We start from the raw sequence: 22,948 nt of genomic DNA, 5'->3' as shown, positions 1-22,948 counted from the left end.
CGCTGTGAAATATAGACTATAGGTATAGATTGAAAGATTCAGTTTTAGGACTCAAGATTTAGTTTGACGTGTAGGGATTTGTTGACCTGCGACTTGCTTGTGTTAACTTTCGAATACAGATCTTGTTCGCAAGTTGGCCCCCTGCTAGGCAAGCTGCCTAGCCTCCTCATAATGTAAACAAGCTAGCAAGGGCCCTTGCTAGCTTGTTGATTCTTATTTTATATTTTCAAGATTGATACTGCATGTATCCAAAGCTAAGCGCCAAGTCTCACACCCTCCAGTCGGGTTTGCAAAGGCAGAAAGGAAGTGACTTCAGCAAAAGAGACCGATCGACTGAAGCCGCTCTTGTCTCTTTTGCCTCCAGTCATTCCTTTCTAACCGCCTCTGCTCACACCCTGGTCTAGTCGGGTTCAGTCGCACAGAAGTGGCTCCTCTTCACAATAGGCCTACGAAGTCTTTTTGACTTCTCTGGCCTATTGCTCCAGAGGTCCACTTCTAAACGTGCGTCCTCACACCCTTTCCAGTTGGGCTCGCAGAGGCAGAAGCTTCTCCACTTCACACGAACGAAACGTGCAAGCAGAGCTTGCTCTTATTCGTTCGTGCTCCAGTGGTAAGCTTCTAACCGCCTCTGCTCACACCCTTCCTTAGTCGGGTTCGAGGATGCAGAAAGGGCTCCTCTTCGCAAAAGTCCGTCGAAGGCTTGCAGCCTTCTCTGGTCTTTTACTCCAGAGGTCCCTTTCTCCCGCATCCTCTCACACCCTTAGTCGGGTTCGGTCGCGCAGAAGTGGCTCCTCTTCACAAAATCCCTACGAAGTCTTTCAGACTTCTTCGGTCTTTTGCTCCAGAGGTCCACTTCTACCCGCGCTCCCTCTCACCCTTTCTATTCAGCGAATTGGCTTTGGTAGAGTTTGGCGTAGGTGCCGTTGAGGGCGAGGAGTTCTTGGTGGCTGCCTTGTTCGACGATGTCCCCCTGGTCGAGGACGAGGATGTGGTCGGCGTCGACGATTGTGGAGAGGCGGTGGGCGATGACGAAGTTGGTTCGTCCGGTCATGAGATTGGCCATGGCTTCTTGGATGAGGCCTTCTGTCCGGGTGTCGACGGAGGAGGTAGCTTCGTCCAGGATGAGGATATCAGGATCCGAGATGAAGGCCCGGGCAATGGTGAGGAGCTGGCGTTGGCCTTGGGAGATGTTGGAGGCTTCTTCGTTGAGTAGGGTGTCGAAGCCATCTGGGAGGCTCTCAATGAAGTGGTAGCAGTAGGCTTGTTTGGCCGCCTGGATCACTTCTTCTTGGCTAGCTCCGGACTTACCATAGCGGATGTTTTCTTCGATACTGGCTTGGAGGAGCCAAGTGTCTTGGAGGACCATGCCAAAATGTTGGCGCAGATTATCGCGCGGTACCTGGCGAATGTCTGTTCCGTTGATCCGGATCGCCCCCTTGCTGACATCGTAGAAGCGCAAGAGGAGGTTGATCAGGGTGGTCTTACCGGCCCCCGTTGGCCCCACAATGGCAATCGTTTGCCCCTGGTCCACTTCTAAACTCAGGTCTTTGATAATGGGATGGCCGGTTTCATAGGCAAAGCCCACGTGGTCGAAGCTGATGCTTTCGATAGGCGATTCAATTCGTGCCTCATCGCAGTCGACTTCTTCAGGTGCATCCAGAAATTCAAAGACCCGGTCGGCCGAAGCCAGGGTTTCTTGGAGGAGATTGGCCATCTCTGCCATGGTATTGATGGGGCGAGTCATCTTCTGACTATACTGGATAAAGGCCAAAACGTCCCCGACGAGTATCTGCCGGTTGAGGACGAGGAGGCCGCCGACGATGGCAATAGCGACATAGCCCATGTTGCTGACAAAAGTCATCACAGGTAGGAGGACCCCCGCCATAAAGCTGGCCTTGTAAGACACATCATAGAGCTTGTCATTGTAGGTACGGAATTCTTTGTCGGCCCGGTCTTCATAGTTATAGGCCTTAATCAGGTCCGTCCCAGTAAAGCTTTCTTCAACGTAGGCGACCATAGCTCCCAGTCCTTTTGCCTTGGCACGGAAGTATTTCTGCGACCGGTTGGTAATAAATCGAGTAGCAAAGAAGCTCATAGGTATGGTGATGAAGAAAATAGCTGTCATGACACCGGAAATCCGGAGCATCATCACGATGATACCTAGGAGGAGAATGATCCCATAGAAGACTTGGCTGATGGTCTGTTGGATATTCTTACCCAAAATTTCGACATCGCTGGTCATCCGACTCAAGAGATCACCTGTACGGGATTGGTCGAAGTAAGCTAGGGGGATGTGTTTGACTTTACGGGAGACTTCTTCTCTGAGCCTTAGGATAAAGTTCTGAGAGATATAAGTGAGCAGTTGGCCTTGGATGAAATTAAAAATACCAAGGGCCAAGTAGATCCCCAATAAAATTACACAGAGCCTAGCTACAGCCTGGAAGTTAATAGCCTGGCCCGATTGGACATCGTGGAAGAGCTGGCTGGTTAGGTCCCCCATCATGCGTGGGGCGATGATATCGCAAGCAGCGATAACTAAGGTAGAAAGAACACTAAGCCCTAAGAAGAGCTTGTATTGGCCGAGATAGGCAAGGAGCCGGGGTAAAGTTTTTTGTGTTTTCTTAGTCATGGTCAGCCGCCTCCTCTCCTTGGCTTAGGGCAATTTCACGGTAAATTTGATTATGAGCTAGCAAGTCCTCATGGCTGCCGAAACCTTTGACCTGGCCATTATCGAGGACTAGGATCTTATCGGCATGGCGGATTGTGGCCACACGCTGGGCGACAATAATTAAGATGGCCTGGTCTAGGGCTTCCTGGAGGGCCTGGCGGAGCTCATAGTCCGTCTGATAGTCGAGGGCAGAGAAGGAGTCGTCGAAGATATAGACAGGAACCTGACGACTCAAGGCCCGGGCAATGGCTAGACGCTGGCGTTGACCTCCCGAGAAGTTGTTCCCCCCGCGAATCATAGCTTCGTCGAGTGGGTTTTCTGCGAGCAGAAAATCACGAGCCTGGGCAATGCTTAGATTATTAAGCAATTGATCGTCGCTAACTCCCTCGTTACTATAGGACAAGTTGTCACGGATGGACTTGGTGAAGAAGAAGTTTTGCTGGGGCACATAGCTCATCTGGTCGCGCACACTAGCGGCTTCTAAGTCTTCAATATCTTGGTCGTTAATGAGTAAGTGGCCGGTGCTTGGATCATAGAATTGGAGCAGGAGTTTGAGTAGGGTCGACTTCCCTGATCCGGTTCCCCCAATAATGCCCAGGGTCTGGCCACGTTCGATGCTAAAGTTAATCCCTTTTAAGGCTGGCAGATTGGCGCCTGGGTAATAGAAGGTCAACTCACGGGCTTCAATCCGTTGAATCGGCTCTTGGAGGGAAGTCTGCCCCCCAATTTCACGCGTTGGATAGGTCAAGAGTTTATTCACCCGCTGGGCCGAAGTAAAGGTCCGCGGCAGCATGGTTAAGAGGTGGGAGATCATAATCAAAGCCGAAAGGACCTGGGTAATGTACTGGAGATAGGCCATCATATCTCCAATCTGCAAGTCCCCCTGGTCGATCAGGTGAGAACCAAAATAAGCCACCCCAACTAGGGAGAAGTTCAAGATAATGGTCAAAAGAGGCATAACGGTAATCATAATACGGTTCACCTTGAGAGCGGTTTGGTAGTAGTCCTCATTGGCCTCACTGAAGATTTCTTCTTCATAACGGTTACGGGAAAAGGCTCGAATAACCCGCAGCCCCGTCAAACGCTGGCGGAAAAGCAGGTTGATGCGGTCGAGATAGGCTTGCAACTTAGGAAAATAAGGCAAGGCCACTCGAAAGACAATATAGGTCCCGATTAGAATTAAGGGTAAACTGAGAAAAATGACAAAAGACAAGCGGAGATTGGTGGTCAGGGCCATAATCAGCCCACCCACAAACATTAAGAGTCCCCGGACCCAGGGCCGCATGCCCATCAAGGCCATTTGTTCAATTTGATTGACATCATCCGTTGTTCGGGTAATTAAAGAGGAAATCCCGAAGTCTTCGGTCTCATCGAAGGTCATGTGGTTGACCTTGGTATACATTTGGTGGCGTACGTCCCGGGAGAAGCCCATAGCTGCCTTAGCTGAGTGGTAGGCGGCTGAGCCTCGGCAGAGGACGGTCACAAGAACAACGAGCAACATGACGCCCCCTATCCTAAGAATCAGCTGGGTATCCCCATTGGCCACCCCCTGGTCGACCACCGTAGACATTAATTTGGGTAGAAAAAGTTCACCCAGAGCATTTCCGAAAGTCAGTAAAATAACGAGTAAGATTCGCCAACGGTAAGCTCTTAGGTAAGCAAATACTTGCACAATCGAGTGCCTCCAATCTAATCAAACGATCACTATTGATCATAATTGCGTACCCTCCACTTTATCACAAGCGAGGCCAGCAAGCGAATAAAAGAACTCAGTCCTCCCATTTGCAGCCAAGAGAATAAATCCGGTAGAATATAGCTAAGCCTAAGAAAGGAGGGCTCGTGATGCTTTATCTTATCTTTCTTATCCTGGCTGTAGTGACCCTAGGACTTGGTTTTTGGGCACTGAAGCAGGATCGGATCGCTTTTTACAGTCTTGACCAAAACCAGACCGACCACAACCACCTACTTGCCCAGGGATTGGGTGTTAGCCTCCTATTTGCTGGAACGGTTCTAGCCTTTATTTTAGTTATTGTTTATTTCTTCCACTTACCAGCCTATTTATTACTTATTGTGGCAGCCTTCATCTACCTGACAGTTTTTGTCAAACTAGCGCAAATGAAGGACTCGCTTAAGCAATAGTATTCTCCAGTCTGCCGATCCCTTCAATTGTCACACAGACCAGATCACCCGGCTGCAGCCAGACTCGGTCTTCAGCTTTTTTACCGGCAACTACCCCATCCGGCGTCCCAGTGAAGATGAGGTCACCCGGCTTAAGTGTCATGTGACGGGATAGGTAGCTGACAATTTCAGGAATGCTGAAGATCATTTGTTGGGTCGAAGCGGTCTGGACCGTCTGACCGTTCACCTGGCAGCTAATGGCGAGCTGCTGGGGATCAAGCTGGTCCGACAAGCTGACATAGGGTCCGACTGGCGCAAAACCATCTCCTGTCTTCCCGACCAACCACTGACTACTGGCGAATTGCCGGTCTCTCAAGGAGAGATCGTTACCTGCCGTATAGGCAAAGATCATGTCTGTCCGGAAATCTTTTGGTCGGATGTCTTTGATTTCTTCCCCCACGATTGCGACAAGCTCAGCCTCATAGTCGAGCTGGCTGCCATAACTTGGGAAAGGAATCTTTTGTCCAGCCGCTGCCAAGGCATTATTAAACTTAGAGAAGATCGTCGGTTCCTCCCGAGCATCCGACCGGTCCACTTCATCGATATGGTCCTGGTAGTTGAGCCCAACGCAGAGAATTTTCTCTGGTGCTAACACAGCGGGTAGAAAGTCAAAGTCCCCTTCTAAGGGGGGCAGGTCTTGGCTTGTTAAAGTTCTGAGTCTGTCGATTAAGGCCTTGGCCTGGTTAGCCTTCAGGAGGTCATCAATCGAATGGATCATCAAATTCTCATGGTCTAAGATCCAGTCACTGAGGGCGTAGTGTTTGTCGTTTAAGTAAGCACCTAGACTAGCTTGTCCCTGGTGGAGATAGTTAAAGAATTGCATGGAAAAACCCCTTTCAATAAAAGCTCTTATCTTCATTATAGCCCATCGCTTGGTGGAATGCCCCTAAAATGCTAGATGGGCCCCAGAAGCCATCAGAGAAATAATTATGGAAAAATACTGAGCAATTACTTGCGTCATTTTTCCCAGTCTGTTAAAATATAATATTGTGAGTATGAATATACTCTCCTTGCTCTTTTCTAATGAGGAGAGCCACAAGACCAAAAGGAGGTGCGAAAGCCAATGACTAAATATGAAGTTTTATACATTATCCGTCCAGATTTAGATGATGCGTCAAAATCAGCCTTAGTTGAAAACTTTGACAATATCTTAACTTCAAATGGGACTTCAATCATTGAATCAAAAGACTGGCAAAAACGTCGTTTCGCATACGAAATTGAAGATTTCCGCGAAGGAATCTACCATATCGTAGAATGTGAAGCTGAAGATGCTGAAGGCATCAACGAATTTGACCGTCTCGCTAAGATCAACGACGGCATTTTACGTCACATGATCACTAAAATTGAAGCTTAATGAAGACTAAGATTACGAGAGAGGGATTATCATATGATTAACAATGTCGTATTAGTTGGCCGATTAACTCGAGAAGTCGATTTACGTTATACGCAAAGCGGCATCGCTGTTGCTAACTTTACAGTAGCTTGTGATCGCAACTTTCGTAATTCACAGGGTGAAACTGAGACAGACTTCATTTCCTGTGTGATGTGGCGTAAGTCAGCCGAAAATTTTGCTAAGTTTACCCGGAAAGGTTCCCTCGTCGGAATTGAAGGGAGTATTCAAACGCGTAACTACGAAAACCAACAAGGACAACGTGTTTACGTAACAGAAGTTTTAGCTAATAATTTCAGCTTACTAGAGCCAAAATCAGTTACTGAAAGTCGTCCACAATCTAACAATAATTCATATGGTAACAATGCTTACCAAGGCAATAACTTTGGTTCATCAAACCAAAATCAAGATCCATTTGCTTCCCAAGCAAATCAAGATCCTTTTGCCTCTAATGATAATTCTTCTCCGTTTAGTGCAGGCGGATTTGGCAATGACAACCCATTTGCTTCTGGTAACAACGACCAGAACCAATCGTCTAACAATGATGGGGCCTCGATTAATATTGCCGATGATGACCTGCCATTCTAAAAATGGAATAAAGGAGGATAATGAACATGGCACAAAATCGTCGTCGTGGTGGCCGTAGACGTAGAAAAGTATGTTTCTTCTGCGCTAACCATGTAGATCATATTGATTTTAAAGATACAGATTTATTACAACGTTATATTTCTGAAAAAGGTAAAATCTTACCTCGCCGTGTAACTGGTACATGTGCAAAACACCAACGTGCTTTAGCAACTGCTATTAAACGTTCACGTGTAATGGCCTTATTACCATTTACCGTTCAGGACTAATAGAAGAGAGCACCGGGTATCAACCGGGTGCTTTTTTTATGCCTGTGTATAAACATATGTTCCTAAAACAAGAGTTTTCCACATGTTAATTCTATTTATGCACAGGTGTGGATAGTTATGAGGCTAACTGTGGATTGTTCCACGTGAAACAGCCTAGAACTTGTCCACAGCAACTATCCACAAGACTGTTCGTAAGTGGACAAACCTGTTGATTTGTGGATAAGAAGTTTGGGAAACAGGGGTTTTGTCCGTTGGTAGGAACGTATGTTCTTATTTATAGCATTATTATTGATTATTAGATAAAAAAGTACTTAAATATGGAAAAGTATAAACCTAATGTGGATATCCTTGAATTGTGGATAAAAATAAGAAATGATGTTCCTCTCGTCTAGTGTGGATAAGTATAAAATTTTCTTTTTATTATAAAACTGTGTATAAGTTCTTCTAGCTAAAAAATGATTAGCGATGTGAGTAGATCTTTTAATGTGCCACATGGAACAAAATGAAGTTTTTTAATTGGGACTATAAAGGGAAATATGATAGCGTAATATAATGAATTGGCTTATTCTCCATTGCTGAGTTTTTGAGAATACATAGTCCAAGAAAAATACTGAATTAGTCTTAAGTTAATGAAAAGATCTAACTTCCTAGCAGATTTGGGATAACTTTGACCAAAATAATCTTAATATAAATGATTAAATATAATACTTTCCTAAGCAAGAATACCTATTATTGAATCATCAGATTGTGTAATAAATAAAAGAGAGACGATTTTTCTTCAAGAATGCAAGAACTATCGTCTCTCTTTTTTTATATTTTGCTAGCTTTACTTAACCCACTTCGATGTTTCACGTGGAACAATAGACTGTGTGCCACAGAAGCCTTTTACTAAATATGGAAGACATCTAGAATCTAGGGCTAGATTTCAAGTTAATGAAAACAGTATTGTTGACTATATTGACTATAGCTAATACTTCTCTCTAAAAATGTCTTCTTTAAAAAAGATATTGAATGTGATATGTAGGTTAAAATAGATTTATTTTAATTCTATAAGAGCGTGTGACAAAAGTCTATTAGTCCTGAATTCGGAATATATATCTGTAATTCGCTCTAGCTTTCGATCAGCTATAGCACAACTTATCTGTTAACTATGGAAAACTGTTGGTAAAGGATTGGACATAGTTAGTAGTTGGATTCATTTTCCTAACCTTCATGTGACTTCACAAGTCTCCGACACACAGTCAAGTCTTGAAGAGTGTTCTAATTCTGATGGCTTACTCCAGTGAACAAAAGCTAAGCGGACAATGCTTACATTCACACTCCTGGTATAGTTGTTGAGTTGGGCTCGCAAGATTCGACTTGAAGTGATTTCAAGTCATCGAAAGGTCTAAATAGCATCATCTTAATTCTCCATACCAATTAGTTGTAAAGACTAGCAATATTAAATTAATTTATCCAAGCGGAGGCCAGTGGAGAATAATTAATTACTGAATAAAAGTGTGATCCTTTCTATTTCTACTTAATCGTGTTATTAAAGTAATTTTGCTATTTGTGTTTCACGTGAAACAATGATTGTAGATGTTTGTCTCTTGTTTATCTTATTGGATATTGTAATTGTTAATCATATCTATGACAGCTAATCTTTATTTATAAGCTCAATCGTTGAAATTGGGAGGAGGCGAAAACTTTTAAGTTAGACAGATTATAATTGCTTACTGTTGAGTAGTTAGTTCTGAATCAGCTAACTAGCTAGCATAGAACCACTTATTATTATCCGTGTTTCATGACACTTTTAACATTGCTATGGACAAAACTATACGTGGTAAAAATTATGGGGAAATCTTTAGCTTGGTTGATGACAGAAGTTTAATTTGTAGTTGACTTAAAAAAAATATTTCATACAGGGAGGTCTGTCTAGTTAAAGAAAGAGTTCCACTTTGATATCTAATGCTTTATTCTCTTTAGTCCTTCTTTTTTATCGTCAAGTTTTGAATGCTTGAAATGAAAATATCAAAATCGACTTTAATTCACTATGAAGCTATTGTCCATATCTTATTGCTTTTGTAATATAAATGCTTAGTTTTTCTTTTTCGTAATGATTAATATCTTTCCTATTAACTTTTTCCAGCTATGTTTCACGTGAAACATTTTAAAATTGAGTGCTGAATAAGTTGGAATCAGTATTAGTGTTTCACGTGGAACATTTATAAAAGATAGAAATAGTAAAACTGATTTTTTTATAGCTGAGCAAAAATATTTCTTAATGATTGATAGCAAGCGAGAATTCAAGCAAAAAGAAAGTGTTTATTTAATATATAAAGATAATATTTTAAGTTTTTACTGTTTTGACTCTTATGAAGCTTAATTAATTGTTTTACCAAAAAAGTGACTTTATTTTGTTTCACGTGTAACATTTTATATAGGGAACGTATGTTCTTTAATCCTTTTCTTTTTGCCTATTTCACGGTATAATAGAGATGATTGAAATTAATTTAAAAATAAGCTAAGTGTGTTAAAATATCCTTATATGAAATGAAGGAGTAGATCATGCAAAAAAATTACAAGCAGTCTAAGCAGCATCCTGAATTAAAAGATGGTCGCATTTCTCTTGCGATTGGGATTGCTGCACTCTTACTCTTGGCTTGTGCCATCCTAGCCTTTATCTCTAGTGTGAAATTAGGGGCTCTCATCCTCGTATTGGTTATCTTAGTAGCTTTAGTCTTGCTTTATGCTTGGAATGCCCTGGAATATGAGTTTGCTAAACAAATGGAGCGGCTCGAAAATCGTTTGCAATCGGTACAGAATGAAATTTTATTGCAGATGCCGATTGGTATTATCTTGTTTAATCCGAATGATAATTTGATCGACTGGGTGAACCCTTACTTATTAAAGTATTTTGACCGTAATGACTTGATTGGCCATGAACTTGAAGAAATCGATGCTGATTTAGCCGAAGTTTTTCATCGTTTATATGAAGAAGAAGGTCAATCCACGGATCGGATTCAGTGGCAGGATCGTTTCTTTGATGTCGGTCTCTTGCGCGATCAACGGGCCATGTACTTTATGGATGTGACCCAATATGGCGAAATCAGTCAAGCAGCCAGCAACAATCGTATGATTATTGGCCATATTTTGGTGGATAATTATGATGAAATCATGTCGGCCTTGAATGACCGCCGCAAGTCAACGATCGATAACTACATGACCAAGCAATTGTCGACTTGGGGAAGAAAGTATAATAGTTTTGTTAAAGAATTGGACGATGACCGCTTCCTTCTCATCGGGACTTACGGGGCCTTGCAAGAGATGGAAGAGGATAAATTCCAGATTATCGATACAATCCGAGAAGCCACTTCTAAGTGGAACTTCCCACTGACCTTATCGATTGGGATTTCTTACCGTGAGATGGATGATCCGCTAAGTATTAGCGAAATTGGGGACCAAGCCCAAGCCAATGTGGACCTGGCCTTGAGCCGTGGAGGTGATCAAGTTGTCATCAAAGTTAAGAACCAAAAGGCCCGTTACTATGGGGGAAAAACCAATCCAATGGTTAAGCGGACCCATGTGCGGTCGCGGCAAATAGCCAATACGATTGCCAAGATGATGCAGGAAAATCAGACTATCTTTGTTATGGGGCACGATTATCCCGATATGGATGCTATTGGTGCTTGCGTGGGAATTCGGCGTATTGCTCAGATGAATGATAGCCACTGCTATATCGTGGTGAATGAAGATCGAATCAACCAAGATATTAAGCGGGTAATTGAAGAATTGCGCCAAGATCCAGATAATGCAGAGGCTATTATTTCGCCAAGCCAGGCCGAAGAGATGGTCCAACCAGACTCTCTTGTCTTCTTGGTGGATGTTCACCGGCCTTCTATCACGGTAGCCCCTGAATTAATTGAAGCGGTTAATGGGATTGTGGTTATTGACCACCACCGGAAGGGTGAAGAAGTGGCCAGTAATATTCTCTTAGAATACATTGAGCCCTATGCTTCCTCGGCCTGCGAACTGATTACGGAATTCTTTGAATACCAAAATCCAGAAGGCAGTCCGGTTAATCGCTTGGAAGCGACGATCATGTTGGCAGGGATTATGGTTGACTCACGGAACTTCTCCTTGCGTACGGGCTCGCGGACCTTTGATGCGGCTTCTTATCTGAAGTCTAATGGGGCCGATTCCATCCTCATCCAAGAGTTCTTGAAGGAGGATCTCAATGATTATATCGACCGCAGCCAATTGATCGAGAGCGTCCAGTATGTTGAGCCCAATATGGGGATTGCTCAGGGTCCAGATGGTCAAGTATATGCCACTGTGATTGCTGCCCAGGCAGCGGATACCCTCTTGTCCATGAATGGGATAGCCGCTTCCTTCGTTGTCTTCCAACGTAATGACGGTCGGGTCGGCATTTCGGCTCGGAGTATGGGAAATGTCAACGTGCAAACGATCATGGAAGAACTGGGAGGTGGCGGCCACTTGTCCAATGCTGCCACACAGATTTCCGATGTGACGGTGAGTGAAGCGGTCGACCAGTTGAAAGCAGTTTTAGCAAAAGATAAGGAGGAATAAGGATGAAAGTTATATTCTTACAAGATGTTAAAAAACAAGGTAAAAAAGGTGAAATTAAGGAAGTTTCTACCGGCTATGCGCAAAACTACCTGATTAAAAAAGGCCTAGCTAAAGAAGCGACCAATAGTGCCATCTCTGCCCTAAAAGGCAAACAAAAGGCAGAAGCCAAAGAAGCCGCTGAAGAAAAGGCAGAGGCTGAAAAATTAAAGGCCCTTCTAGAAGATGAGGAAACGGTTGCTGAAGTTAAGGCTAAGGGTGGCGAAGATGGCCGTCTCTTTGGTTCTGTGCCATCTAAGCAAATTGCGACAGCCTTGAAGGACCAATATGGGATTAAGATCGATAAACGGAAGATTGAATTACCCAACCCAATCCGTGCTTTTGGCTATCGGAACGTGCCTGTGAAATTACATCCGGATGTTGAAGCGACGATCCGGGTACATGTTGTTGAGGAATAGAAAATTTAAAAAAGAATGAGAATTGAATGGGCTAGGGCTTTTTTTGCCCTGGCTTATTTTCATGAGCTGAAGTTTTTAGTATAATTATTAACGCCTAAATGACTTGATTTATGACGAAGGAGGAAATCATGGCTGATAGTGACTTAATAGAACGTATTCCTCCTCAGAATATTGAAGCTGAGCAGGCAGTATTGGGTTCAATCCTACTTGAACCGGATATTTTTACAACTGTCAATGAATTTGTCAGTGAAGAAGATTTTTATAAAAGAAGCCACCGCTTGATTTTTAGCTCTATGCAGCGACTCAATGACCGGGATGAGGCGATTGACGCCTTGACGATCCAGGAAGATCTGCAGAGCCGGGGCATGCTGGAGAATATCGGTGGGGCTGACTATATTTTTGAAATTGCTGAGAAGACACCGACGGCAGCGAATGCGGAGTACTATGCCAAGATTGTCGAAGAGAAGTCGATCCTTAGAAAGCTGATCCATGCGACCAATACAATTCAGAAGGAATCTTACGGTGAGGAACATGACTTGACGACCATCCTGGATGGGGCCGAGCGGCAAATCCTAGCGGTGAGTGAAAATCGCAATCGTAATGGTTTTATCCATATCTCCCAGGTGCTCCAGGAATCGATTGGACATATTGAAGAATTGTCCAAGCAGCATGAGGCGGTAACGGGGATTGCGACGGGTTACCCTGATCTTGATAAGATGACCACGGGCTTGCACCCGGATGAGTTGATTATCCTTGCGGCCCGGCCTGGGGTAGGGAAGACGGCTTTCGTTCTGAATATAGCTCAGAACATTTCGACCAAGCAGAATGGTCGGGTGGCCATCTTCAGCCTGGAAATGGGGGCCGAATCCTTGGTTAACCGGATGCTCTGTGCGGAAGGTAGTATCGATGCTAACCGTTTGCGGACGGGACGTTTAGAGCCGCAAGAGTGGTCTGACCTAGTCGTTGCCATGGGGGCTTTAGGGGAGTCTGAGATTTACATCGACGACACTCCAGGGATCCGGGTGACAGATATTCGGGCTAAGTCGCGCCGACTCAAGCAAGAGAAGGGAGACTTGGACCTGATTGTGATTGACTACTTGCAGTTGATCGAAGGGAGCCGGCGGAGCGAGAACCGCCAGCAGGAAGTGTCTGAGATTTCTCGGCAATTAAAGAAATTAGCTAAAGAACTGAGTGTGCCGGTCATTGCCCTGTCCCAACTTTCTCGGAGTGTGGAGCAACGGCAGGATAAGCGGCCTGTCCTCAGTGATATCCGGGAATCCGGTTCGATCGAGCAGGATGCGGATATTGTTGCCTTCCTTTACCGTGAGGATTATTATCAAAGAGAGGGCAGCGAAGAGGAAGAGAATCCGGATGCTGATAATAACATTATTGAAGTGATTATTGAGAAGAACCGGAGTGGGGCCCGCGGGACAGTGAAATTAATCTTCACTAAGGAATTCAATAAATTCTCCTCGGTAAGTTTCCGAGATGAAGCGGAGATGTAGGGGAGTAAAGACGGTTGTAGCGTCAAAAATACTATCCAATCTATGGATAAGCCAATCGAGAAAGGACTTGGAATTATGTCTGGAATTGTTGTTGTTGGAACACAGTGGGGAGACGAAGGGAAAGGGAAGATTACGGACTTCCTAGCTAAGGAGGCTAGCGCTATTGTCCGCTACCAGGGCGGAGATAATGCCGGCCATACCATCCAATTCGATGGGAAGAAATTTGCCCTCCACCTCATTCCTTCTGGTATCTTCTCGCCAGATAAGTTATCCATTATTGGCAATGGGGTTGTCGTCAATCCCCAAGCCTTAGTCAAGGAATTGAACTATCTTAAGGAGAATGGTGTAGACACGAGCGGCTTACGGATTTCCAACCGGGCCCATGTCATCCTGCCCTACCACATTGAATTAGACCGACTCCAAGAAGAAGCTAAGGGCGACCAAAAGATTGGAACGACCATTAAAGGGATCGGCCCTGCTTATACTGATAAAGCAGCTCGGATCGGGATTCGTTTCTGTGATTTACTAGAAAAGGATAGCTTTGCGGAAAAATTAAAGGCAAATCTTGCTTATCATAACCAAGTCATTGAAAAGATTTACCAAGGACAAGCTTTAGATTTTGACTCTATTTTTGAAAGCTACTATGCTTATGGTCAAGAAGTTAAAGATTATGTGGCGGATTCTTCTTATTTGATTGGTCAGTTGATGGACCAAGGGCAACGGGTTCTCTTCGAAGGGGCCCAAGGTAATATGTTGGATATTGACCAAGGGACCTATCCTTTTGTGACCTCTTCAAATCCTGTAGCTGGGGGCGCCACCATTGGGACCGGGATCGGTGCAACCCAGATTGATAAGGTGGTTGGGGTCTGCAAGGCCTATACCTCACGAGTGGGGGAAGGGGCCTTCCCAACTGAGCTCTTTGATGAAGTAGGCGACCGCATCCGCGAAGTGGGTCATGAATATGGGACGACAACGGGTCGGCCACGCCGGGTAGGTTGGTTCGACGCTGTGGTGATGCGCCACTCTAAACGTATCTCTGGCTTAACCGATCTCAGCTTGAACTGTGTCGATGTCTTATCTGGTCTGGAAGAAGTGAAGATCTGCGTGGCTTACGAGAAATCAGATGGCAGTCGCATCGATTACTATCCTGCCAGCCTTAAAGAATTGGCTGATTGTACCCCTATTTATGAAACGCTGCCTGGTTGGTCAGAAGATATTACAGCTTGCAAGAGCCTTGATGACCTACCTGACAATGCCCGTCGTTATGTGGAACGCGTCAGTGAATTAGTGGGGGTTAAAATCTCTACCTTCTCTGTCGGCCCTGATCGCGAACAAACTAATATTTTGAATGATATTTGGAATAGCTAAGAAGATAAAAAGGCAGCTAAGCGAGAAAACCAATCATTTCTCGCTTAGCTGCCTTTTAGTTTGGATTGCTATCTTGCTTGGGATGAGCTTCTTATCTAAGCAAATGCCCTTGCTTTCACTATAGTCGGGTTCAGACTGGCAGCTTTCGTGTCACTTCACAAGTCTCCGCCGCAGTCTGGTTGACTGCTCTGGTGACTTGCTCCAGTGAACGAAAGCTAAGCGCCAACCTTCACACCCTGTCTAGTCGGGTTCGGTCGCGCAGAAGTGGCTCCTCTTCACAAAGCGCCGCCGAAGACTTTCAGTCTTCTCTGTCGCTTTGCTCCAGAGGTCCACTTCTACCCGCGCGCCCTCACACCCTGTAGTCGGGTTCGCAAGAGCAGCTTTGGAGTGCTTTCGCAAGTTGGAAACGTGCAAGCCTGGCTTGCCCTTATTCCAACTTACTCCAAGCATCCAAAGCTAAACGCTCTTGCTCGCACCCTGTCTTTTTACACTCTTTTTTTCATGATATAGAAGCTGTTGAAGTTGGCGGCTTTGGTGAAGGGTTGGAAGAGGCGGGGGATGGTTTGGTGGTCGCTGGTTTCGAAGCCGTTTTGTTCGTAGAATTTTTTGCCGCGGGGGTTGCTGTTGACGACTTCTAGGATGACTTGTTGTTTGTGGTCGGCCTTGGCGGCTTGACTGGCTTTTTGGAGGAGTTGGCTACCGATGCCTTGGCCCCTGGCTTGGGAGTGGACGGCGAGGAGGTCAATGTGCCAGTCTCTTGCTTGGGCTTTACTTTGGCTGTGCTTGTAGATGTAGTAGCCTAGGCTGCGGATCAGGGAGGGGAAGAAGCCGAATTCTTGGCGGAAGCTCTGCCAGGGGATGGGGAGGAAGTTGGGTTGGTCCCGGCTTTCATAGGAGAGGATGCCTTGGATCTTGCCCTGGTCGCGTACGACGATTAATTGGTCTTCATTGAAGTGTTTAGCGATCAGGCGTTTGGCTTTGGCCTTGTCGCTGGTCATAATCCAAACATAGTGGATTTTGTCTTCGAAGGTATTGACAATGATATCGGCAACTTGTTCACGTTCACTTGGTGTTAGGGATGATTTTTCCAATGCGTCTCCTCCTATTTTCTTTTTCAAAATGCTTTTATTTAGATTTTCTTTAAATTTAGACTTGTTAATTACTAACTTGACCGCTATTATGTTACTTATAAAGTTTTTGTCAAGATGAAAGGAGCCCTTGGCATGGGACAGACAAGATTTCACTTAGGAATGCGCACTTTTAAGACAGGTCTCAGTTTCTTTTTAATCGCCTTGCTATATGATCTCTTTAGCACCCATTCCCCCCAGATTGCTGCCTTGTCTGCTGGATTTAGCCAGCGAACGGATTTCCAGTCGACCAATAAATATGGCCGCCACCGGATTTTTGGGAATTTTATTGGGGGCTTGATGGCCCTTCTCTGTGTTTCTTTGATGACCCTCTTCCCTAATTGGCAGATTTTTTCTTATCTCTTTCCTGCTTTGGGTGTTATGCTCACCATTATCTTAGGCAATGCTTTTAATTCCTCGCAAGCGATTGTAGGTTCCATTGCGATTTATACGATCGTCCTCTATTCCATTCCCGACCAGGAACGGATTCTCTATGTTTTCTGGCGCTTAGTGGATACCTTGGTGGGGGCGGCTGTTGCGCTCTTCGTCGAATGGGCCCTATCGCGAGAAAGGGTGGATGCGGTTAAAAGTTTTTTTGACAAAATAAGTAAAGCTTAAGGGGGGATCCATTTGTTAGGCACTGTACTCGAACATCTCGATGCCTATTTTTTAAAGAAGAATCTCATTTCTAGCAACTTTTTATACCTTTTGGCCCTATTTTTTATTGTTTGTGGTCTTTTAATCCAGCCCCTGCCTGAACTTTTGCAGGGCTACTGGCAGATTCTCATCGCGCCCTCGAATTTATTGACGGACTATTTTGCCGTCGGAGGCTACGGGGCGACCTTTGTTAATGCCGGGATCCTTATGTTACTGAATGCTTTTATGGTGAGCCGCCATGCCAAATGGATGACAGGACCACTTTTTGCGGCACTCTTTACTGTAACAGGTTTTGCTTTTTTTGGCAAAAATTTATTCAATACTATTCCCTTTATGATGGGGGCTTGGCTCTATACAAAATTTTTATCTATTCCTTTTAAAAAAGTCCTGCTGACAGCCCTCTTTTCAACGGCTTTGAGTCCTGTTGTGAGTCTGGTGAGTTTCGGTCAGGGCCTGCCCTTGGCTTGGGGAATTCCTCTGGGCTATGCTTTGGGTATTTTTGTTGGCTTTGTGGTGAGTCCCATTGCTTCTTCCTTCCTCCGCTTCCACCTGGGTTTTAACCTCTATAATTTAGGCTTTACCAGTGGGGTTTTGGCCATGGTGGTGGCTAGCGTCATGCGGTCCTTTAAGTTGGCTGTTGAGGTGGAGAATATTCAGGTGACGGTGAACTATGGGCCGGTCTTTGGCTTTGTTATCTTGCTCTGCCTCTTCCTAATCTTGATGGGCTGGAGTGCCAACCGCTTTTCGTTTAAGGGCTACCGAGCTTTGAACCACGAGGCAGGAACTTCTGTCACAGACTTTGTTCTCTTACATGGATCAGCTTTGACGCTAGTGAATGTTGGCATCCTGGGACTCCTAGCGATAGCTTATCTAATAGCCTTGGGTGGTGTACTCAACGGTCCAGTTATGGGAGGTATTTTGACGGTTATGGGTTTTGCCGCCTTTGGGAAACATCCTCGCAATGTGACGCCCGTGGTCTTGGGGATCTTCTTGATGCAGCACTTTATGCTGACCCACGATCCCGATATGACCTCAGCCATTCTAGCGGTGCTATTTGGAACCACCTTAGCTCCGATTGCAGGGCATTATGGGCCCTTAGCAGGCTTCTTAGCGGGCGCCTTACATGCGACCCTGGTGAATAATGTAGGGGGCGTCCATGCCGGTTTAAATTTATACAATAATGGTTTTTCAGGTGGCTTTGTTGCTGCAACAATGGCCCCTGTCTTAGAGACAATTGCAGAATGGAGGCGAGACCGTGCCGAACGCTCAAGAATTTCGGAAAGCTAAATTAATTGCAAGTGAGATGATGGATTATTTCTTCAACTACCGGGTCAAGGACCTTAGGGTTGAGATTACCTTTGAAGCGGAAGAGGTCGTTATTCACTTGACGGCTGCCATGCCTAAAGCACCAGCTGATATTGAGGAATTGATGGACCAGCTCCAAAAGCCTCGTCAATACGAGGTGGAAGAGTATTACGAAGACCTCTTAGGCATTCGCGAGGACCAAATAAATCCTGAAATTATTGCAGCAATGATTGATGAAGCAGCTTATTCTTTTGAGCCGAATTCCTTTCAATTAGAATTAATTCGTTATTTGTCCTAATAATTTCTTAAGAAATGGTAAGTTAATGCCGTCTTGTTAATATTTTTCCTGTCACAATTTTTTATATTTTTAAAACGCTTACAAATATGTTATACTAAAAATGTAAGAGCTAATAAGCTTACTACCTTATGGGGATGAGGGAGTGGTTTAAACAGCAGATTGTTATGTAGGGGTCTTCTACAGAAAGGAGTTCCCACTAGTCTGAGAGCTCGTGGGAGTTAAATTATGGATGTACTATTAGGTTTATTTTACTTAGCTTTGATCCTATCCTTCTTTACTCTATTTAGCTTTAAAGCACCTTATGGGGCAAAAACAATGAGTGCTCTAGCCGATGCAGCAGTTGCTAGTTTCTTGGTTGAAGCTGTTTATGGTGCCCTTTTTGGAACGATTTTGGATGTTCCTTTCTTAAATGGAATTGCTGAAGCCAATGGTTCTTTAGCCGGGGTAGCGGCTGCAGGGATGGTGCTTTTACGTCTAGGAGCAAGTCCTGTTAACTCTTTACTTATTGCCTTGTCCATGATGCAATTTGGCATCTTGCCCGGTTTTATTGCGGCCTATTTAATATCCTTCCTTGTGCGGTATATTCAAGAGAAAGTCAATGGGGGCTTGGATGTCTTTGTCATTGCGGCAACAGCCTTGCCGATTGCCTATGCCATTGCAGCCTTGATCGCACCGATTATTGACAGTGCCCTAGGTCAGATTGGGGCAATTATTGAAGCCGCTTCTCAATCCAGTCCACTTTTTATGGGGGCTGTTTTGGGCGCTGTCTTTACGGTAGTTTCAACGGCACCACTCAGCTCCATGGCCTTAACAGCTATGATGGGCCTGACTGGTAAAGCGATGGCTATCGCTGGCTTAGCGATCTTTTCTTCCGCAACGGCTAACTATCTACTCTTTAGTCGCTTGAAGATTGGTACGCGTGAGGAAAGTTTAAGTGTGGCTCTTGAGCCCTTAACTCAGGCCCACTTAGTAACGGCCAATCCCCTGCCAGTTTATGTGACGAGTACCCTCACCGGAGCTGTCTCTGGTATGTATGTTGCGATGACTGATTTAGTCAATAATACGCCAGGGACTGCTTCCATCATTCCTGGAATTCTAGCACCCCTAGCCGATAATCCAGCTCATAAAGTATTGTTTGCTGGGCTTATCTGTTTACTATGCGGGGCGGCTGTTGGTTTCTTCACAAGTTATATTTTCCGTAACCTGCGGGTTTACACAACGAATGACATTATTGAAGATTAAAAAGATAGTATTTTATTACATCTTTTGATAATAAAAAAACGGCACCGAAGCAATTTCTGATTAAGTTGCTTCGGTGCCGTTTTATTTAGTTAGATTAAGTGAATGCTTATTGAAGTGGGAAGTCCTTCACTAAGTCTTGAACTTCTTGCTTCACTTCTTCTTTCACCTTGTCGTCATTGATATTTTCAATGATGCGAACAATCCATTCAGCCACTTTAGCTGCTTCTTCTTCCTTGAAGCCGCGAGAAGTGATGGCAGGTGTCCCTAAACGAATACCAGATGCTTTAGTTGGGCTTAAAGTTTCGAATGGGATGGTATTCTTGTTTACAGTGATGCCAACTTCATCTAAAGCCGCTTCAACTTCTTGACCAGTTAGGTCGCGGTCGATTACCTTGAGTAAGATTAAGTGGTTGTCTGTCCCACCAGATACCATGTGGAGACCGCTCTCACTGAAGACTTTTTCCATTGCTTTAGCATTCTTAACGATTTGGTTTTGATAATCTTTGAAGGAATCGTCGAGAGCTTCACCGAAAGCAACGGCCTTAGCGGCGATAACGTGCTCTAATGGGCCCCCTTGCATGCCTGGGAAGACAGCAGAGTTTAATTTCTTGAAGAGGTCTTGGTTATTGGATAAGATAACTCCGCCACGTGGGCCACGCAGAGTCTTATGGGTTGTTGAGGTAACAACATCGGCATAAGGAACTGGGTTCTGGTGGAGGCCAACAGCTACTAAACCAGCGATATGGGCCATATCAACCATGAAGTAAGCATCAACAGCCTTAGCGATTTCGCCAATGCGTTTGAAGTCAATTTCACGGGCATAGGCAGAAGCCCCAGCTACGATTAATTTTGGTTTAACTTCTTTAGCAGTTTCTTCAAGTTTGTCGTAGTCGATACGTTCGGTTTCTTTGTCTACGCCATAGTCAGCGAAATCATAGAGTTTACCACTTGAGTTCACTTTAGAGCCGTGTGTTAAGTGGCCACCATCTGTCAAGTTCATGCCAAGTACCTTGTCACCTGGTTGTAAAAGGGCAGAATAAACAGCCATGTTAGCTTGAGCACCTGAGTGGGGTTGTACGTTGGCATATTCAGCGCCAAAAAGTTCTTTCAAGCGGTCAATGGCTAGGGTTTCGATTTCGTCGACAAACTCGCACCCACCATAGTAGCGACGGCCAGGATAGCCTTCAGCGTATTTGTTAGTGAGTACAGAACCTTGAGCTTCACGAACAGCTGGGGATACCCAGTTTTCACTCGCGATTAACTCAATCCCATTTTGCTGGCGTTCAAATTCCTTATCAATGTAATCAAATACAACATCTCTTGACATATGCTATACCTCCATAATTTTATTTTGACTTTTAACGTCAAAATTATAGTATCATTAAAATATGAATTTCACAAGTAAAATATGTAAGCCCTTTATATATATAAATTTGATAATATTTATGAAAGATGTGATTGAAAGTATTTTAATGGGAGAAAAATCTTATTTTTTATATTTTATCTATAATATTAGAGGGTCAGTATGATAAAATAAAGGGTAATTATAATGTGATGGTGGAGGGAGTGACGGGAATGGCCGTAGATGAGAAGCAAGTACCTAAGAAATTACTCTTAGAGACGGCCCTGTTAGCTGGAAAGATTATGACGGAGAGTAACTCTGAAACCTACCGCGTGGAAGATACTATGGAGCGCATCTTAAGTTATTCGAACCTTTATTCAACCGTAGCAATATCCTATGCCACGGGGCTCTATGCGTCACTTGATGACCTGAATGAAGCGAATAATCGACTCGTGGGCATTAAACGGATCCAAACCAGGGGGAGTGTTCTTCACAAGGTCTCGAAGGTAAATACGGTCTCTAGGCAATTATCTAATGGGGAGATTACGCTGGCTGTAGCTTATCTAAAATTACTAAAGATCGATTCAGAAAGTAATCCTTATCCGATCCACATGCGTTTTATTGGCGTGATTGGTTTAGGAATGTGCTTTGCTATTCTCTTTGGAGGCGGTGTCGATGAGTTTATAGTAACGACTTTTGATGCGGTCTTCTTATCAGGGCTGATGTATATGACAGCTCGTTATGAGATTTCTAGCCCAGTCGAGAATGTTTTCTGTACCATGATGATCACGCTCTTTGCCTATGCTATGCAGGCATGGTACTTCCCTAATGTTTCTTTGGGGATTGTGATTGTTTCTACTCTGATGCCTTTGGTGCCAGGAACAGCGATTACTAATTCCTTGCGCGATATTTTCCATGAAGATTATCTAGCTGGTGGGGCTCGGGCGATGGAAGCTTTCTTTCAAGCTTTAATGATTGCATTGGGTTCTTTGATCGCCCTGATTATTATAGGGAGGATTAGAGGATGATTAATTTTATCTTGCAGATTATTGCGGCGTATTTTGTTGGCTATACCTGTTCTATCTGTGTGCAAACTCCGCCACGTCAAATTTATCGGGCCTCAGTGATTGCGGCGACAGGTTGGCTGGTTTATTTAATATGTTTGGATTTTTTGACTTTAGAAGTTGGAGGCGCCACCTATATTGCGAGTCTGGCGATTGCTGGAATGTCCCAATGGTTCTCTCGGCGTTATAACCAACCGGTTACGGTTTTCTTTATTCCAGGCTTCTATACCCTGGTGCCTGGGGGAGGGATGTATCGGACTGCCTTGTATCTCATCCAATCCGATTATTCGCGAGGTTTGAGTGAGCTGGCAACCACTATGTTTACGGCTTTGGCAATTGCTCTAGCAGTATTTACAGCAGATACGGTGATTGATATCCTGCGCCGACAGCGTGAATTTGAGAAGAAGATTCGAAATTGGCGTAAGTGATCCGTATCGAACATTGGCTTTTTCTGGCTGGTACTCTTTTTGGATTTGGATGCATGGTGGTGCAGGGGTCCTGCCCTAGTGATAGATCGTTTAATGTACAAAAAACTCCGCTAGCTTGGATTAGTTGACTAATCCTCTAGCGGAGTTTTTCTTTGGTTGTTGAAGGGGGTAACAGCCTATGTAGTTGGGCTCGCAAGAGCAGTTTCGGAGTGCTTTCGCAAGTTGGAAACGTGCAAGCAGGGCTTGCCCTTATTCTAACTTACTCCAAGCATCCAAAGCTAAGCGCTCTTGCTCACACCCTAGTCGGGTTCGCAAAGGCAGAAAGGGAGTGACTTCAGCAAAGTGGAACGATCGGCTGAAGCCGCTCTTATCCTCTTTGCCTCCAGTCATCCCTTTCTAATCGCCTTTGCTCACACCCTTCTTTCCTACGATTAGTCAAGTATAAATTGGTATAAAGTTGCTAAAGTATACGAGGCAATATTTAGTAGACTGATTTTT

The 22,948-nt window shown here is 44.5% G+C and carries 19 protein-coding genes; 14 read left to right on the top strand and 5 right to left on the bottom strand.

Annotated elements, in window-relative coordinates; genetic code table 11:
• Positions 1-880 precede the first annotated feature (880 nt).
• Positions 881-2,629, bottom strand: coding sequence for an ABC transporter ATP-binding protein (locus QP860_RS06765; protein ID WP_070616403.1), 1,749 nt, complete (start codon positions 2,627-2,629; stop codon positions 881-883).
• The gene (locus tag QP860_RS06760) at positions 2,622-4,340 is read right to left on the bottom strand and encodes an ABC transporter ATP-binding protein (RefSeq protein WP_284912406.1); all 1,719 of its coding nucleotides are present in this window, start codon (positions 4,338-4,340) and stop codon (positions 2,622-2,624) included. Before QP860_RS06760 ends, QP860_RS06765 begins: the two co-directional genes overlap by 8 nt.
• A 170-nt stretch (positions 4,341-4,510) precedes the next feature.
• Here QP860_RS06760 and QP860_RS06755 point away from each other — a divergent pair, with 170 nt between their 5' ends.
• Complete coding sequence (locus QP860_RS06755) at positions 4,511-4,807, top strand: hypothetical protein (protein ID WP_070616407.1); 297 nt, start codon at positions 4,511-4,513, stop codon at positions 4,805-4,807.
• On the opposite strand, the gene QP860_RS06750 is transcribed toward QP860_RS06755, so the two are convergent.
• On the bottom strand, positions 4,797-5,669 hold the full coding sequence (locus tag QP860_RS06750; protein ID WP_070616409.1) for a fumarylacetoacetate hydrolase family protein: 873 nt from the start codon (positions 5,667-5,669) through the stop codon (positions 4,797-4,799). The two genes, QP860_RS06755 and QP860_RS06750, sit on opposite strands and share 11 nt — an antisense overlap.
• Before the next feature lie 240 nt (positions 5,670-5,909).
• Between QP860_RS06750 and rpsF the strand changes: the two genes are divergently transcribed.
• The 7 genes from rpsF (at position 5,910) to QP860_RS06715 (ending at position 14,987) form a co-directional block, all read left to right on the top strand.
• Complete coding sequence (gene rpsF, locus QP860_RS06745) at positions 5,910-6,200, top strand: 30S ribosomal protein S6 (RefSeq protein ID WP_067973608.1); 291 nt, start codon at positions 5,910-5,912, stop codon at positions 6,198-6,200.
• A gap of 33 nt (positions 6,201-6,233) precedes the next feature.
• Positions 6,234-6,824: a single-stranded DNA-binding protein gene (gene ssb / locus QP860_RS06740; protein WP_070616411.1), complete on the top strand. Its 591-nt coding sequence runs from the start codon at positions 6,234-6,236 to the stop codon at positions 6,822-6,824.
• Positions 6,825-6,850: 26 nt separating this feature from the next.
• A complete protein-coding gene (rpsR, locus tag QP860_RS06735; protein ID WP_083272419.1) occupies positions 6,851-7,090 on the top strand; it encodes a 30S ribosomal protein S18 in 240 nt (79 codons plus the stop codon).
• 2,547 nt (positions 7,091-9,637) lie between these two features.
• Positions 9,638-11,659: a DHH family phosphoesterase gene (locus QP860_RS06730; RefSeq protein ID WP_070616413.1), complete on the top strand. Its 2,022-nt coding sequence runs from the start codon at positions 9,638-9,640 to the stop codon at positions 11,657-11,659.
• Between the two features lie 2 nt (positions 11,660-11,661).
• The gene (gene rplI / locus QP860_RS06725) at positions 11,662-12,114 is read left to right on the top strand and encodes a 50S ribosomal protein L9 (protein ID WP_070616415.1); all 453 of its coding nucleotides are present in this window, start codon (positions 11,662-11,664) and stop codon (positions 12,112-12,114) included.
• A 128-nt stretch (positions 12,115-12,242) separates the two neighbouring features.
• Positions 12,243-13,619 carry a replicative DNA helicase gene (gene dnaB / locus QP860_RS06720; RefSeq protein WP_067973592.1) on the top strand — a complete coding sequence of 459 codons (1,377 nt, stop codon included), beginning with the start codon at positions 12,243-12,245 and terminating at the stop codon, positions 13,617-13,619.
• Positions 13,620-13,694: 75 nt separating this feature from the next.
• A complete protein-coding gene (locus QP860_RS06715; RefSeq protein ID WP_070616417.1) occupies positions 13,695-14,987 on the top strand; it encodes an adenylosuccinate synthase in 1,293 nt (430 codons plus the stop codon).
• A 485-nt stretch (positions 14,988-15,472) separates the two neighbouring features.
• Here the strand turns inward: QP860_RS06715 and QP860_RS06710 are convergent, their stop codons facing one another.
• Positions 15,473-16,078 carry a GNAT family N-acetyltransferase gene (locus QP860_RS06710; RefSeq protein ID WP_070620440.1) on the bottom strand — a complete coding sequence of 202 codons (606 nt, stop codon included), beginning with the start codon at positions 16,076-16,078 and terminating at the stop codon, positions 15,473-15,475.
• A gap of 132 nt (positions 16,079-16,210) precedes the next feature.
• Between QP860_RS06710 and QP860_RS06705 the strand changes: the two genes are divergently transcribed.
• From QP860_RS06705 to QP860_RS06690, 4 genes are all read left to right on the top strand, one after another.
• A complete protein-coding gene (locus tag QP860_RS06705) occupies positions 16,211-16,732 on the top strand; it encodes an FUSC family protein (protein WP_070620443.1) in 522 nt (173 codons plus the stop codon).
• Between the two features lie 12 nt (positions 16,733-16,744).
• On the top strand, positions 16,745-18,058 hold the full coding sequence (locus QP860_RS06700) for a DUF1576 domain-containing protein (RefSeq protein ID WP_143236729.1): 1,314 nt from the start codon (positions 16,745-16,747) through the stop codon (positions 18,056-18,058).
• The gene (locus QP860_RS06695) at positions 18,027-18,374 is read left to right on the top strand and encodes a hypothetical protein (RefSeq protein ID WP_284912405.1); all 348 of its coding nucleotides are present in this window, start codon (positions 18,027-18,029) and stop codon (positions 18,372-18,374) included. Before QP860_RS06700 ends, QP860_RS06695 begins: the two co-directional genes overlap by 32 nt.
• Before the next feature lie 225 nt (positions 18,375-18,599).
• The gene (locus QP860_RS06690; protein WP_070620452.1) at positions 18,600-19,616 is read left to right on the top strand and encodes a PTS sugar transporter subunit IIC; all 1,017 of its coding nucleotides are present in this window, start codon (positions 18,600-18,602) and stop codon (positions 19,614-19,616) included.
• Positions 19,617-19,722: 106 nt separating this feature from the next.
• On the opposite strand, the gene glyA is transcribed toward QP860_RS06690, so the two are convergent.
• On the bottom strand, positions 19,723-20,943 hold the full coding sequence (gene glyA / locus QP860_RS06685; RefSeq protein ID WP_070620455.1) for a serine hydroxymethyltransferase: 1,221 nt from the start codon (positions 20,941-20,943) through the stop codon (positions 19,723-19,725).
• Between the two features lie 248 nt (positions 20,944-21,191).
• Here glyA and QP860_RS06680 point away from each other — a divergent pair, with 248 nt between their 5' ends.
• Both QP860_RS06680 and QP860_RS06675 read left to right on the top strand, forming a co-directional pair.
• Positions 21,192-21,986: a threonine/serine exporter family protein gene (locus QP860_RS06680; protein ID WP_070620458.1), complete on the top strand. Its 795-nt coding sequence runs from the start codon at positions 21,192-21,194 to the stop codon at positions 21,984-21,986.
• Positions 21,983-22,450, top strand: coding sequence for a threonine/serine exporter family protein (locus tag QP860_RS06675; protein WP_070620462.1), 468 nt, complete (start codon positions 21,983-21,985; stop codon positions 22,448-22,450). The genes QP860_RS06680 and QP860_RS06675 overlap by 4 nt, the downstream gene beginning before the upstream one ends.
• Positions 22,451-22,948: the final 498 nt, after the last annotated feature.

Source organism: Aerococcus sp. UMB1112A (genome assembly GCF_030230715.1).
Taxonomy (GTDB): domain Bacteria; phylum Bacillota; class Bacilli; order Lactobacillales; family Aerococcaceae; genus Aerococcus.
This window is presented reverse-complemented; position numbering and strand designations above follow the sequence as displayed.

What these genes read in the sequence shown, in the direction of transcription:
- rpsF (WP_067973608.1), top strand. Translation starts at nt 5,910, where the DNA reads ATGACTAAATATGAAGTTTTATACATTATCCGTCCAGATTTAGATGAT.
- QP860_RS06730 (WP_070616413.1), top strand. Translation starts at nt 9,638, where the DNA reads ATGCAAAAAAATTACAAGCAGTCTAAGCAGCATCCTGAATTAAAAGAT.
- rpsR (WP_083272419.1), top strand. Translation starts at nt 6,851, where the DNA reads ATGGCACAAAATCGTCGTCGTGGTGGCCGTAGACGTAGAAAAGTATGT.
- rplI (WP_070616415.1), top strand. Translation starts at nt 11,662, where the DNA reads ATGAAAGTTATATTCTTACAAGATGTTAAAAAACAAGGTAAAAAAGGT.
- QP860_RS06755 (WP_070616407.1), top strand. Translation starts at nt 4,511, where the DNA reads ATGCTTTATCTTATCTTTCTTATCCTGGCTGTAGTGACCCTAGGACTT.
- glyA (WP_070620455.1), bottom strand. Translation starts at nt 20,943, where the DNA reads ATGTCAAGAGATGTTGTATTTGATTACATTGATAAGGAATTTGAACGC.
- QP860_RS06680 (WP_070620458.1), top strand. Translation starts at nt 21,192, where the DNA reads ATGGCCGTAGATGAGAAGCAAGTACCTAAGAAATTACTCTTAGAGACG.
- QP860_RS06705 (WP_070620443.1), top strand. Translation starts at nt 16,211, where the DNA reads ATGGGACAGACAAGATTTCACTTAGGAATGCGCACTTTTAAGACAGGT.
- QP860_RS06715 (WP_070616417.1), top strand. Translation starts at nt 13,695, where the DNA reads ATGTCTGGAATTGTTGTTGTTGGAACACAGTGGGGAGACGAAGGGAAA.
- QP860_RS06765 (WP_070616403.1), bottom strand. Translation starts at nt 2,629, where the DNA reads ATGACTAAGAAAACACAAAAAACTTTACCCCGGCTCCTTGCCTATCTC.
- QP860_RS06690 (WP_070620452.1), top strand. Translation starts at nt 18,600, where the DNA reads ATGGATGTACTATTAGGTTTATTTTACTTAGCTTTGATCCTATCCTTC.
- QP860_RS06750 (WP_070616409.1), bottom strand. Translation starts at nt 5,669, where the DNA reads ATGCAATTCTTTAACTATCTCCACCAGGGACAAGCTAGTCTAGGTGCT.
- QP860_RS06675 (WP_070620462.1), top strand. Translation starts at nt 21,983, where the DNA reads ATGATTAATTTTATCTTGCAGATTATTGCGGCGTATTTTGTTGGCTAT.
- dnaB (WP_067973592.1), top strand. Translation starts at nt 12,243, where the DNA reads ATGGCTGATAGTGACTTAATAGAACGTATTCCTCCTCAGAATATTGAA.
- ssb (WP_070616411.1), top strand. Translation starts at nt 6,234, where the DNA reads ATGATTAACAATGTCGTATTAGTTGGCCGATTAACTCGAGAAGTCGAT.